13 protein-coding genes are annotated in these 12,291 nt (G+C 64.4%); 6 read left to right on the plus strand and 7 right to left on the minus strand.

Translation table 11 applies throughout. The annotated features are described in order from the left end of the window. The first annotated feature begins 159 nt into the window (after nt 1-159). Nucleotides 160-1,380: an MFS transporter gene (locus tag B0G82_RS35020; RefSeq protein WP_106278055.1), complete on the plus strand. Its 1,221-nt coding sequence runs from the start codon at nt 160-162 to the stop codon at nt 1,378-1,380. Nucleotides 1,381-1,396: 16 nt separating this feature from the next. Here B0G82_RS35020 and B0G82_RS35025 read toward each other — a convergent pair whose 3' ends face one another. After that, nucleotides 1,397-2,029, minus strand: a complete 633-nt coding sequence (locus B0G82_RS35025; RefSeq protein ID WP_116144921.1) for a LysE family translocator — start codon at nt 2,027-2,029, stop codon at nt 1,397-1,399. A 153-nt stretch (nt 2,030-2,182) separates the two neighbouring features. On the opposite strand from B0G82_RS35025, the gene B0G82_RS35030 reads away from it, so the two are divergent. Continuing rightward, nucleotides 2,183-2,440, plus strand: coding sequence for a BON domain-containing protein (locus tag B0G82_RS35030; RefSeq protein ID WP_121310572.1), 258 nt, complete (start codon nt 2,183-2,185; stop codon nt 2,438-2,440). Between the two features lie 3 nt (nt 2,441-2,443). On the opposite strand, the gene B0G82_RS35035 is transcribed toward B0G82_RS35030, so the two are convergent. Both B0G82_RS35035 and B0G82_RS35040 read right to left on the minus strand, forming a co-directional pair. Continuing rightward, entirely contained in the window at nt 2,444-3,604 is a 1,161-nt protein-coding gene (locus tag B0G82_RS35035; protein WP_121311045.1) for an acetate/propionate family kinase, read from the minus strand. 13 nt (nt 3,605-3,617) lie between these two features. Further along, the gene (locus B0G82_RS35040) at nt 3,618-6,011 is read right to left on the minus strand and encodes a phosphoketolase family protein (protein WP_121310573.1); all 2,394 of its coding nucleotides are present in this window, start codon (nt 6,009-6,011) and stop codon (nt 3,618-3,620) included. Nucleotides 6,012-6,410: 399 nt separating this feature from the next. Between B0G82_RS35040 and B0G82_RS41155 the strand changes: the two genes are divergently transcribed. Both B0G82_RS41155 and B0G82_RS35045 read left to right on the plus strand, forming a co-directional pair. After that, on the plus strand, nt 6,411-6,536 hold the full coding sequence (locus tag B0G82_RS41155; protein WP_012427141.1) for a hypothetical protein: 126 nt from the start codon (nt 6,411-6,413) through the stop codon (nt 6,534-6,536). Between the two features lie 124 nt (nt 6,537-6,660). Further along, nucleotides 6,661-7,197: an ankyrin repeat domain-containing protein gene (locus B0G82_RS35045; RefSeq protein WP_121310574.1), complete on the plus strand. Its 537-nt coding sequence runs from the start codon at nt 6,661-6,663 to the stop codon at nt 7,195-7,197. Between the two features lie 82 nt (nt 7,198-7,279). Here the strand turns inward: B0G82_RS35045 and B0G82_RS35050 are convergent, their stop codons facing one another. From B0G82_RS35050 to B0G82_RS35065, 4 genes are all read right to left on the minus strand, one after another. Further along, on the minus strand, nt 7,280-7,972 hold the full coding sequence (locus B0G82_RS35050; protein WP_106278062.1) for an HAD family hydrolase: 693 nt from the start codon (nt 7,970-7,972) through the stop codon (nt 7,280-7,282). A 15-nt stretch (nt 7,973-7,987) separates the two neighbouring features. Next, entirely contained in the window at nt 7,988-9,025 is a 1,038-nt protein-coding gene (gnd, locus tag B0G82_RS35055) for a phosphogluconate dehydrogenase (NAD(+)-dependent, decarboxylating) (protein WP_121310575.1), read from the minus strand. A gap of 381 nt (nt 9,026-9,406) precedes the next feature. Beyond that, a complete protein-coding gene (locus tag B0G82_RS35060; RefSeq protein ID WP_106278066.1) occupies nt 9,407-10,741 on the minus strand; it encodes a sugar efflux transporter in 1,335 nt (444 codons plus the stop codon). Nucleotides 10,742-10,927: 186 nt separating this feature from the next. Then, nucleotides 10,928-11,224, minus strand: coding sequence for a DUF2628 domain-containing protein (locus B0G82_RS35065; protein ID WP_116121718.1), 297 nt, complete (start codon nt 11,222-11,224; stop codon nt 10,928-10,930). A 258-nt stretch (nt 11,225-11,482) separates the two neighbouring features. Between B0G82_RS35065 and B0G82_RS35070 the strand changes: the two genes are divergently transcribed. Next, the gene (locus B0G82_RS35070; protein WP_121310576.1) at nt 11,483-11,803 is read left to right on the plus strand and encodes a thioredoxin family protein; all 321 of its coding nucleotides are present in this window, start codon (nt 11,483-11,485) and stop codon (nt 11,801-11,803) included. A gap of 57 nt (nt 11,804-11,860) precedes the next feature. Next, on the plus strand, nt 11,861-12,280 hold the full coding sequence (locus B0G82_RS35075; RefSeq protein WP_121311047.1) for a secondary thiamine-phosphate synthase enzyme YjbQ: 420 nt from the start codon (nt 11,861-11,863) through the stop codon (nt 12,278-12,280). The last annotated feature ends 11 nt before the right edge of the window (nt 12,281-12,291 follow it).

Raw genomic sequence — 12,291 nt, forward strand, 5'->3', positions numbered from 1 at the left:
GGCCGACGTTACCGGCTTGCTCTTCTTGCGTCGCTCGAAAACCCTCGGATCGGCCGCGCCCTGCCCGCTTCGTCGATCCAGTTGCCCGCTCTCGGGCACAATCGGTTCTTCGCCGCTCGCTGCGGCCCGACGTCATTGCCCGCTTCCCATCCTGCCTCGATGAGTTCAGCCACTCCCGCCGACGGTGCGCCGCACTGGCAGCGCAATCTCTATGTCTGCCTGTTCGGCTCGTTCACGACCATCGTGGCAATGACCCTGCTGCTGCCATTCCTCCCGCTCTATGTGCAGCAGCTCGGTGTCGATTCGGCGGCGGCCGCCGTGCAATGGTCCGGCGTCGCGTTTGGCGCGACCTTCCTCGCCGCCGCGCTGGTGTCGCCGCTGTGGGGCCGCATGGCCGACCGCTATGGACGCAAGCTGATCCTGATACGCGCGAGCCTCGGCATGGCCATCGTGATGTCCTTGTTGGGGCTCGCGCAGAATGTCTGGCAACTGGTGGGGCTGCGGTTTCTGGCGGGGCTGGTCGGCGGCTATGCGTCGGGCGCGACCGTAATGATCGCCACGCAGACGCCGCGCTCGCGCACCGGCTGGGCGCTCGGCACGCTGGCCTCGGGCGTGATGGCGGGCAGCCTGGTCGGCCCGCTGGTGGGCGGCGCGCTGCCGCCGCTGATCGGCATCCGCAACACGTTTTTCATTGCCGGCGCGATGATCTTCTGCGCGTTCATCGCGACCACGCTGCTCGTCAAGGAGCAACCGGTGGAACGGACGCGCGGCGGCACGCAGCACGCGGACGCGGCAACCGGCTGGGCCAGCGTGCCCGATCTGCGGCCCGTGCTGGCGATGCTGTTCACCTCCGGCTTGCTGATGTTCGCCAACATGTCGATCGAGCCGATCATCACCGTGTATGTCAGCCAGCTGGTGCACGACGCACGGCATGTCACGCTGGTGTCGGGCTTCGTGATGTCGGCCTCGGCGCTGGGCAGCGTGCTGGCGGCTTCACGGGTCGGCCGTCTGGCCGACCGCATTGGCGCGCCCAAGGTGATCGTGGCGTGTCTCGCCGTGTGCGCGGCCTTGCTGGTGCCGCAGGCGTTCGTCACGAGCGGCTGGCAACTGGTGGCGCTGCGTTTTTTGATGGGTCTCGCGCTGGCCGGCCTGCTGCCGTCCATCACTAGCGTGATCCGCCACAACGTGCCCGACCGCTCGGCCGGCTACATACTCGGCTATGCGACCTCGGCGAATTACGCTGGACAGGTGGCGGGGCCGCTCGCGGGCGGCTTTGCCGGCGCGCATCTCGGCATGCCTTCGGTGTTTCTCATCACCAGCGCGTTGATGCTCTGCGGGGCGCTGTTCAACGGCTGGGTGTTCAGGGCGCGCAACGAATAGCGCGCCTCGACACAACTCAGCGGCGCGAATCGAGCGCGATGCGTACCGCGAGTCCGGCGAGCACGGTGCCCATCAGCCAGCGCTGCACCTGCAGCCACACCGGCCGGCCGCCGAGAAACACGGCGATCGAACCCGCCATGCTGGCGATCAGCGCGTTGATCGTCACGCTGACGACGATCTGCACGCACCCAAGCGCGATGGACTGCGCAAGCACACTGCCGTGCCCCGGCGAAATGAACTGCGGCAGCAGCGACAGGTACATCACCGCGATCTTCGGATTGGCGAGATTGGTGACGAGGCCCATGGTGAAAAGCTTGCGGCGGCTGTCGTGCGGCAGATCGCGGACCTGGAAGGGCGAACGGCCGCCCGGTTTGACCGCCTGCCACGCCAGATACAGCAGATACAGCGCGCCGCCGAAGCGCAACGCGTCGTACGCGTACGGCACCGTCAACAGTAGCGCGGTGATGCCGAACGCGGCACAGAACATGTAGAACACGAAGCCGAGCGCGACGCCGCCGAGCGAGATGAGACCCGCGCGCCGCCCCTGGCAGAGCGATCGCGAGATCAGATAGATCATGTTCGGACCCGGCGTGAGCACCATGCCGAGCGAAACCAGACCGAAAGCGAGCAGCGTTGTGAAGGCGGGCACGGCGTTCTCCTCTGTGAGCGGAAGTTGGGCAGTGGCGTCGAATATAGCCGATCCAGGCATTCGCCGTGTCTCGACATGGCTGCCGTTGCCGGCTACAAAATCCCGTAGTTCTGCTAGTGTTCTCCCCATACGTATCACCGCAGCGGAGAAACCATGCCTCATGCCCGAGCAAAAAGAACGGCAGACAGCGCACGCCTGAGCGACGCACAAATCGCCGCAGAGGCGACCCGCCGTCTCGCCTGGGACGCCGCAGTCCCCGAACACGCCGTAAAAGTCCATGTCTCGCGCGGCCGCGTCACGCTGCGCGGCGAACTGCAGCGCGATCAGCAACGCACCGCCGCGCTAGAAGACGTGACGCGCCTGTTCGGTGTAACCGGCGTATCGGATCACACCGTCGTCAAGGCCGAATGAAGGTCAGCCCTTCGTTGCCTGGTGCAATAGCGCGCGGCAATGCCGCGCGATCTGCTTTTCCTCTTCCGTGTGAATCGCTCTCACCTTGCTGGCCGGATCGCTTTCTGTCAGCCCCATGAAAGCCAACCCGTTGCACACGCGCTTACGGATCTCCTGACTGTGTTCGCCGATACCGCCGGTGAACACCAGCAAATCGATTCCACCCAGCAGCGCCGCATAGCCGCCAATCGTCTTGCGCACGGCGGTCGCGAACGCATCGAGCGCCAGCGACGCATTCGCGTCGCCCGCCGCTGCGCGTTTTTCCAGCGCCTGCATATCGCTCTCGCCGTCCGCGTAACCGGCGAGACCGCTCTGGCGGTTCAGCAGCGTCTCCAATGCGTCCGCGTCCAGCTTCTCCACGCGCATCAGATACAGCAGCACGCCCGGATCCAGATCGCCGCTGCGCGTGCCCATCGGCACGCCGCCGGTCGGCGTCAAACCCATCGACGTATCGATCGATTGACCGTCGCGCAACGCGCACACGCTCGAACCGTTGCCGAGATGCGCGAACACTGCGCGCGCCGGCAAGTCGGCGCCGAGCCGCGTCACCAGCGATTCATACGAGAGCCCGTGAAAGCCGTAGCGCATCACGCCGGCCTCCGCGTAACGGCGCGGCAACGCAAGCTGCGCCGCGCGCGGTGGGAGCGTTGCGTGAAACGCCGTGTCGAAGCAGGCGAAATGCGGCGCGTCGTCGAAAATTTTCTCGGCCTCATCGATCAACGCGAGCGCCGGTGGTATATGCAGCGGCGCGAAGTGCACGGCGTCGTGCAATTGACGGCGCACGTCCGCGGTAACGCGCTGATGCGCGCGCAAATGCGGTCCGCCGTGCACCACCCGATGCCCCACCGCCGCAGGTCGCGCATGATGCTGTTCCTTGAGCACCTGCGCGAGCCTTTGCAACGCGTCGATCTGCGATTCGAGCACGCGCTCCTGCTCAACCAGCACGCGGCCATCGGGCGCCTTGATCCGCAGACTGCCGTCGTCGCGCCCGATGCCCTCGGCACTGCCTTCCAGCAGCAGTGATTCGTCACCGCCCGCGTGCCTGAACAGCCCGAACTTCAGCGACGACGAACCGCTGTTCAACACCAGAATCGTTTGATCGTCAGCGCTGTTTTCAGTGTGCATGGTCATGCCTCGCTCAGCCTTTCCACGTCCAGTTGCGGATTTCTTCCTTATCGATGCCCTCGGCATGCGCATATGCCAGGTGCTCGATGATCTGGCCACGCAGCCATTCCTTCGCATGGTCGCCGACACCGCGCAGCTTCGGTACGCGGTCGATCACGTCGATCGCCAGCGAAAAACGATCGACCTGATTGATGATCGCCAGTTCGAGCGGCGTGTTGATGTTGCCTTTCTCGTGATAGCCGTGCACATGCAGGTTGTCGTGGTTCGTGCGGTTATAGGTCAGCTTGTGCACCAGCGAAGCATACGAGTGGAAGTTGAAGATCACCGGCTTGGTCGCCGTGAACAGCGAATCGAAATCGCGGCTGGACAGGCCGTGCGGATGCGCATGCTCGGGCATCAGACGAAACAGGTCGACAACATTGACGAAGCGGATCTTCAGATCGGCGAACTGCTCCTTCAGAATCTGCACGGCGGCGAGCGCCTCCATGGTCGGGATGTCGCCAGCGCAGGCCATTACCACGTCGGGTTCGACGCCCTGATCCGTCGACGCCCAGTCCCAGATGCCGATACCCTTCGTGCAATGCGTGACGGCGGCGTCCATGTCGAGATACTGCAGATGCGGCTGCTTGTCGGCGACGATCACATTGACATAATCGCGCGAACGCAGGCAATGATCCGCGACGCTCAACAGGCAGTTCGCGTCCGGCGGCATATAAATGCGCACCACGTCCGGGCTTTTATTCGTGACGACATCCAGAAAGCCGGGGTCCTGGTGCGTGAAGCCATTGTGATCCTGACGCCACACGAGCGATGTGATCAGCAGGTTGATCGAGGGCACCGGCTGACGCCAGCCGAGGTCGCGTTTGGCTTTCTCCAGCCACTTGGCGTGCTGGTTGAACATCGAATCGATCACGTGGACGAACGCTTCGTACGTGGCGAACAGGCCATGGCGCCCGGTCAGCACATAGCCTTCGAACCAGCCTTCGAGCGTATGTTCGCTGAGCATTTCCATCACGCGGCCGTCTACCGCGAGTTCGCCGCCGTCGGCGTCGCTCGGCACGGTTTGCGCGAGCCAGGTTTTTTCCGACGCCTCGTAGATCGCGGTCAGCTTGTTGCTCGAAGTCTCATCCGGGCCGAACACGCGGAAGTTCGTCATGTTGTTGCGCATCACGTCGCGCAGGAACTTGCCGAGCACCTCGGTCGGCGACGTATACGAGCCGCCTGGCTTTTTCACCGCCACCGCGTAATCGCGAAACGGCGGCATGTCGAGCGTCTTGCAGAGCAGACCGCCGTTTGCATGCGGATTGGCGCTGATGCGGCGCGCGCCTTCAGGCGCGAGATCGCGCAGTTCTTTCACGAGCCGCCCTGCATCGTCGAACAGCGTTTCGGGCTCGTAGCCGCGCAGCCAGTTCTCGACCAGCTTCAGGCTCTTGCTATTGGTCACCGGGTCGAGCACGGGCACCTGATGCGCGCGCCACGAGCCTTCCACCTTGTGTCCGTCGACTTCCTTCGGACCGGTCCAGCCTTTGGGCGAACGCAGCACGATCATCGGCCAGCGCGGCCGCGACGCGTCGTTACTCTCGCGCGCATGTTGCTGGATCGCGCGGATTTCGCCGACGCATTGTTCCAGGGTTGCGGCCATCTGCTGATGCATGACGGCGGGATCGTCGCCTTCGACGAAATAAGGTTTATGGCCATAGCCGGTCAGCAAGGCTTCAAGTTCCTCGCGCGGGATGCGCGCGAGAATGGTCGGGTTGGCGATCTTGTAGCCGTTCAGATGCAGTACCGGCAACACCGCGCCGTCGCGGATCGGGTTGAGAAATTTGTTCGAATGCCAAGAAGTAGCGAGCGGGCCGGTTTCCGCTTCGCCGTCGCCGATCATCACGGCGACGATCAGGTCGGGATTGTCGAACGCCGCGCCGTAGCCGTGCGAAAGGCTATAGCCGAGTTCGCCGCCTTCGTGAATCGAGCCGGGCGTCTCCGGCGTGCAATGCGAACCGATGCCGCCGGGAAACGAGAACTGCCGGAAGAAGCGCTGCATGCCGGCCTCGTCTTCACTGCGGTCGGGATAGATTTCCGAGTAGTGGCCTTCCAGATAACAATTGGCCAGCGTGGCCGGTGCGCCATGACCGGGACCGGCTACGTAGATCATGTTCAGATCGAGCTTTTTGATCAGCCGGTTCAGATGCACGAGCAGGAAGCTCTGCCCTGGGTCGGAACCCCAATGGCCCAGCAAACGGTTCTTGATGTGTTCGGGTTTCAGCGGCTCGCGCAGCAGCGGATTGTCGCGCAGATAGATCATGCCGGCAGAGAGATAGTTGCAGGCCCGCCAGTAGCGATCCATGTTGCGCAACGTGTCGGCGTCCAGGCTTTGCGGCGGTGTGGGTTGGGGGGTTGCTTCAGCCATGGTGTCACTCCTCGAAAAGGACTGTCAGGCAGGTTGGCGAATGCGGCAACGGCGGTTCGTGAGAGGGAGGCGCGAAAAAAATCAGCGGCGGCGCTCGTCCTGTCATGCGAACGACACAAGAGAAGCGTACGGGCAGCAACCCGTGTTGGCGGCGGGCTTGAGCGCCCTTGTTCAGCGAGCCCCAGTGTGACAGGAAGCGCGCCGCATGGTTCGACTCGATCGTCGAACCTTGATCCAACTGCGACTTCGCGACGGTGGCAAGCGTCGACCTCATGCCGCATGCGCTAGAATTCAAGCGCATATTAAGTGAATGCCGTTAAGCTTCCGGTGCCGCATGCGCGACGGCGGACCGCATCTGGCGCATCCCGCCTTGCTCGCCTCTTACCTGAACACTCGATCATGCCGACACCCAGCCGCCTCAAAGCGCCGTTGATCCTCGTTCTCACATGCGTGTTCCTGTTCGCGGGCGTCGCCATCCTGATCGGCGTGTTCGGCTTGCTGGTCAAGCTGTTCGGCCACGCCTGAGCGCCGCCGCGTGGGCGTCGCCGGCGCAAAATGTGTATCCTGAGCGATCTTCCCGGCGCCTTCACACAGAGTCTCCTGACTTCCCCAGACCCGAGGCGCCCGGCTTCATTGCAAGGAGTTTCATTTGACGGACCACGTTGATACTTCCCCGCCCCCCGGCCAGCCGATCGACCCGGAGTTGCTCGAACTGGCGCATCAGGTTTTCGACCTCGCGCGCAAGGGCGACGCCGCCATGCTCGCGGCGGTGATCGAAAAAGGCGTGCCGCCGAATCTGCGCAACGACAAAGGCGACAGCCTCGTCATGCTCGCCAGCTACCACGGTCACGCGGACGCCGTGCGCACGCTGCTCGAACGCGGCGCCGATCCGAATCTGCGTAACGACAACGGACAGACGCCGATTGCGGGCGCGGCCTTCAAGGGCTTCGACAAGGTGATCGAAAGCTTGCTCGCGCATGGCGCGGATGTGGAAGGCGCGTCGCCGGACGGACGCACCGCGTTGATGATCGCGGCGATGTTCAATCGCACGGCGATCATGGAGTTGCTGATTGCGCATGGCGCGGACCCGAAGGCCCGCGATGCAAACGGCGTGACGGCAATGGATGCGGCCGGCCGCATGGGCGCCGGCGATGCGCAAGCGCGGCTGAAGGAACTCGGCTCATAAAGCGAACCGTCATTGGCGCGCGGCGCTCTCGCGTCTCCCTATGCATGACCTTCACATGGAGACGCGCGAGCGCCACGAACCGCTAGCCTTTCTCCGCCAACAAAGATTCCAAGTCGATCTCCGCCAACTCGCCGATCCTCTCCACCGTCACGTCCGCCGGGGGATTACTGGCGATCTCTTTCGGATCGAGCGCATAGTGCCCCTGGCGGGGAAACACCGTCGTCAGCTTCGCGCCCCAGGCCTTTTTCATGGCCGTGAGAATGCGCAGCTTGTCGTCCACCATCACATAGTGGCGCGCGGGATAACACTCCATCACCTGATCCAGCATCAACTCTTTGTGGATGTAGATCAGCACGCGTCCTTCGACCTCGTCCCATAGCCCCGAGCGGGCGATCTTGCGCGGCTGGAACACCACGTCGCCGTCGGAGAGGATCACCGTGGGGCCGCGCTTGCCCACATGATCGAGCGCATCCAGCGCGCCTGGATACAGGCGGTTCGCAAACGGATACTCGATCAGGAACGACGACATCAACAGCAGCCGCGTGTCCCGCGGACGCTCCGAGCGATAACGCTGCAACGCGCCCAGGTAGTCGGCATAGCCGAGCTCGGCGCGCAGGTTCTCGAAGATTTCCCAGTACCGTGCGCTGTTTTCCGCGCCGAACTCGCGCATCATGTGCGCGCGCAGATCCGCGAGCACATGGTCGTTGTCCAGCAAGGTGTTGTCGCAGTCGAACAGAAAGACGACGTCGTGCGGCGTAGAGGTGGTGGCTGGCATCGCGGCTCCGTGGAATCAGGTTTTCGGCTTGTCGGACGGCGCGGCCGCTTTCTCGGCGTGGCCACCGAAATCAGCGCGCATGGCCGAGAGCACCCGGTTCGCGAAATCCGCCTCGCCGCGCGAGCTGAAGCGCGCAAACAACGCCGCGCTCAGCACCGGCGTAGGCACGCCCTCGTCGATGGCGGCCGCCACGGTCCAGCGCCCCTCGCCCGAATCGGATACGCGTCCCGCGTAGTTCTTCAGATCGGCGTCGCTCACGAGCGAGCCGGCGATCAGATCGAGCAGCCAGGAGCTGATCACGCTGCCGCGCCGCCAGACCTCGGTGACGTCGGCGAGATTCAGATCGTACTGATACAACTCGGGGCGGCGCAGCGGCGAGGTTTCGGCGTCGGCCTCGCGCGCGTGCTTGCCGGCGTCGGCGTGATGCAGAATGTTCAAGCCCTCGGCATACGCGGCCATCATGCCGTACTCGATACCGTTGTGAACCATCTTGACGAAGTGCCCCGCGCCCTGCGGCCCGCAATGCAGGAAGCCCTGCTCCGCGGTGCTCGAACCGGCGACACGGCCCGGCGTGACCGGCTCTGAGCCGGCACCCGGCGCGAGCGTCGCGAAAATCGGTTCGAGCCGCTTCACGATTTCCGGCTCGCCGCCGATCATCAGACAGTAGCCGCGCTCGCGGCCCGCCACGCCGCCACTCGTGCCGACGTCCACATAGTGAAGCTTGCGCTCGGCCAGTTCGGTGCCGCGGCGGATGTCGTCGTGGTAATAGGAGTTGCCGCCGTCGATCACAATGTCGCCCGGCTCCAGCAAGGGCACGAGTTTCTCCAGCGTCATGTCGACCACGGCGGCCGGCACCATCAGCCACACGGCACGCGGCTTGTCGAGTTGCGCGACGAGGTCTTCCAGCGATGCCGCGCCCGCCACGCCGTCCTGTTTCAGCTTCTCGACCGCCGCCGGCTGCACGTCGTAGGCGATACACTGCTGACCGCCCTTCGTCAGGCGCCGCACCATGTCGGCGCCCATGCGTCCCAATCCAATCATGCCTAGCTGCATATCTCGCTCCGGAAAGTGCCTCGTTGCGCTGCTGGATGTGCTTCGACGATTTGCTTCGTTCTACTGCCGCTCCGCTACGTTTTCGCTGAGCGCTTCAGTCGCGGCGCCGGGGGTCGCGCGTGGCTACGCTCACTGTAATGGTGTTTTTTCGCGCGCGCCGGACACACGGTAGCAGCCCTGAAGCGCTCTTGCAGCGAAGCGCGCAGCGCCCGCATGCATCGAAAGACGATACGCCCTTTTGCAGAGGTTTTGCGCGGCGTAAAGTTCCTGGCGGTTGCGGTTGCGGTTGCGGTTGCACTGGATTGTCAGGCGTGGCGCGCACCGGCTTCGATTCGGCCGATTGCCTTCTTACAGTTCGTTTTGCCGTTGCCGCCCGCGCGTCTAGGGCTGCCGTTGCCGCTGTCTGGCCTGGAGCTTGCCATATTGCGAACGCGCAAAACGCCTGGTGGCTTTCCACATCAACGGATAGCGATCGCCCGGCACGGCGAACAGCACCAGCGCGCACAGCGCCAGCAAGCCGCAGAACAGAAACGTGCCGCGATAGCTGAACGCCTGCACCAGCAAACCCGACAACACGCCCGACAGAATCGAGCCGACGCGCGCCGCGTTGAAGAACAGCGCAGTGGCGCGGCCGGGTGCGTGCGGCATCAGATCCTGCACGTAGGTCATGCCGAGGCACGAGGTCACGGCGACCACGAAGGCGTTGAGCATCTGCATCGGAATCAGCACGTGGACGCTTCCCGCCAGCGACATGCCGACGAAATACACCGCGTGCACGGCGGCGCAGGCGGCCAGCCAGTTGGGCTTGTGCAGCGCCGACGACTTCGCGCCGAGCGCGAGCATCATCGGAATCTCCATCAAGGCGCCGAGGCCGAGCATGACCGACACGTCCAGATGCGTGCCGTTCAGCCCGTGCACGATGTAGAGCGGCAGCACGATCATGGTCGCGTTCGCGGCAAGGCCGAGCAAGGTGAGCGCGGCGACCGCGCGGCCGATGTCGTTGGCCGAGGCGACGCCCGGCAAATCCTCGTGGGCGTCTTCACCGGGCGTGGTGAGCGGCGGCACGGTGATCGAAGCCGACGGCTCCGACGCGGTGTCCTCCACTGTGTGATCGCCGAGATGGCCTTGCGGCTCCCGCATGCGCCAGACGATCGTCGCGCAGGCGCCGAAACTGGCCGCGGCGAACAGGAAAAGTCCGTAAAAGCTGCTGGCGGCGAGCACCAGCGCGCCCACCGACGGCCCGAACACCCACGCCGCCGACAGAATGGTCCGCAAGGTCGCGCTGGCAAAGACCCGCTCCGCTGGGTCCGCCACCGGCAAGGCGGCGCGGCTGAACGAGAACACCATCGAAATGGCCGAGCCGCCCGCGCCGATAAAGACGATCCCGACCACCAGCAGCAGCCGGTAATCGCGCACCACGCATAAACACAGATAGCCGAGCGCTGCGGCGATCAGTGCCGCCAGCAGCAAGGGCCGGTGCCGTCCGCTCGCGTCGCTCCAGCGGCCCGCGAAGGTGCTGGCGAGCACCCCGCTCGCCGCGATCAGCGTCATGAACACGCCGAGCCTGAACGGCGTCATGCCGGCGCGTTCGACGCCGAACAGTGAGAGATATGGAGCGGTGAACGACATCGCCACGCCGAGCATGAGCGTCGCGGCGGCGAGCGGCTTGAAGCCGGGAATGCGCAGCAGATCGAAAAAACGTGAGGTCTTTAACACGAGGGGCGGTGGGTCAGGGAGAGCGAGCCTGCGACGCGCAATGCACGCCGCACACTTCGTGGCCGGAACGACCGGGGCATTATCGGCCTAGCTCGCGGGCGCGTAAACCCGTGCCACCGCGTCCCAAAATTGCACGCCGCACACTTTCCGCACGGCTGACGGCGTGGGGCATTCCCCGAGCGGGCGCTACAGCACGACGTAACCGCGTTTCTCCAAGGTCCAGCGGTGCCATTGATTGCCATACATACCGCACGCGATACCGAACAGGACCGACAGCACGAGTCCGATCAGGTCGGCGGTTTCGCCCCATAGACCCGAGCAGAAAAGCAGCAGGTTGATGGCCAGCATGACGAAAGCGGCAAACCACATCTTCTTCGACAACGCCCATACGAAGCCCAGCAGACACGCGCCCCAGCTGAAGCCGGTGGCCACCGCGACGGTTTCTTCCTTGCCGGGGCACCGCAGATAAATCTTTTCGCCCATTTCTTCCCTTTCCAGCCTCGATGATTCGCCGCACGACGGCGACACCCGGACGAATATCTAACACGCCATGCCGGCAAGACTATGAGTTTGCGTGAAATTCACAGCGACGCGCACCCAGCCGCCGCGCCGTGCATTCGGGCAAGGCCGCGCTCACTGACGATTCCAGGCATAGCTGCTAATCTTGCCAAATCCGCCCGCAGGGGACGCCACGACGGCGCAAACCCTTGCCCGTAAAGGTTAAACCGCTCCGGAGCACGCATGGCAACCCAGACAGCCTATTCTTCCCACGCCCCCTCGCGAGCCCAACTCGACGCCCTGCCGGGTGCCACCCTGGTCGAATTCGGCACGGACTGGTGCGGCTACTGCCAGGGCGCGCAGGCGTCGATCGCCCAGGCCCTCGAACCGCACGACGGCCTCAGGCATCTGAAGATCGAGGACGGCCCGGGCCGGCCGCTCGGCCGCTCGTTCAAGGTCAAACTCTGGCCGACGCTGATCCTGATGCGCGACGGCGCGGAAGTCGCGCGCGTAGTACGCCCGGCCAACGCCGCGGCAATCGCCGACGTTCTGACGTCGCTCTGAGTTCGCACGGTGCATGCCGCGTTCGATGCGCGGCGCCATCCCAACCCGACACGGATCATGCGACAAGCCATCCATCACCTGAGCGTCAAGGCCCGCAGTCGCGGCCTGGTCGAATTCACCGACGAAGCGCGCCGCTTCGTCGCCGCACAGGCGATCGACACCGGCCTGCTGACGCTGTTTTGCCGGCATACGTCCGCCTCATTGCTGATTCAGGAGAATGCCGACCCGTCCGTGCAGCGCGATCTGGAGCGCTACTTCGCGAGCCTCGCGCCCGAAGACGCCGAGCGCTACGAACACGGCGCCGAAGGCCCGGACGACATGCCGGCTCATTTACGCACCGCGCTCACGCAAGTGCAACTGTCGGTGCCGGTCGAACACGGGCAGATGGTGCTCGGCACATGGCAAGGCTTGTATCTGTTCGAGCATCGCCGTCACACGCAGCACCGTGACATCGTGCTGCATCTGATCGGCGAATGACGACCCGCTCA

The sequence above is a fragment of the Paraburkholderia sp. BL17N1 genome (assembly GCF_003634175.1).
Classification (GTDB): Bacteria; Pseudomonadota; Gammaproteobacteria; order Burkholderiales; family Burkholderiaceae; genus Paraburkholderia.

Coding starts and splice junctions, on each gene's coding strand:
- B0G82_RS35020 (WP_106278055.1), top strand. CDS start 160: ATGAGTTCAGCCACTCCCGCCGACGGTGCGCCGCACTGGCAGCGCAAT.
- B0G82_RS35030 (WP_121310572.1), top strand. CDS start 2,183: ATGCCTCATGCCCGAGCAAAAAGAACGGCAGACAGCGCACGCCTGAGC.
- B0G82_RS35035 (WP_121311045.1), bottom strand. CDS start 3,604: ATGCACACTGAAAACAGCGCTGACGATCAAACGATTCTGGTGTTGAAC.
- B0G82_RS35040 (WP_121310573.1), bottom strand. CDS start 6,011: ATGGCTGAAGCAACCCCCCAACCCACACCGCCGCAAAGCCTGGACGCC.
- B0G82_RS41155 (WP_012427141.1), top strand. CDS start 6,411: ATGCCGACACCCAGCCGCCTCAAAGCGCCGTTGATCCTCGTTCTCACA.
- B0G82_RS35050 (WP_106278062.1), bottom strand. CDS start 7,972: ATGCCAGCCACCACCTCTACGCCGCACGACGTCGTCTTTCTGTTCGAC.
- gnd (WP_121310575.1), bottom strand. CDS start 9,025: ATGCAGCTAGGCATGATTGGATTGGGACGCATGGGCGCCGACATGGTG.
- B0G82_RS35065 (WP_116121718.1), bottom strand. CDS start 11,224: ATGGGCGAAAAGATTTATCTGCGGTGCCCCGGCAAGGAAGAAACCGTC.
- B0G82_RS35070 (WP_121310576.1), top strand. CDS start 11,483: ATGGCAACCCAGACAGCCTATTCTTCCCACGCCCCCTCGCGAGCCCAA.
- B0G82_RS35075 (WP_121311047.1), top strand. CDS start 11,861: ATGCGACAAGCCATCCATCACCTGAGCGTCAAGGCCCGCAGTCGCGGC.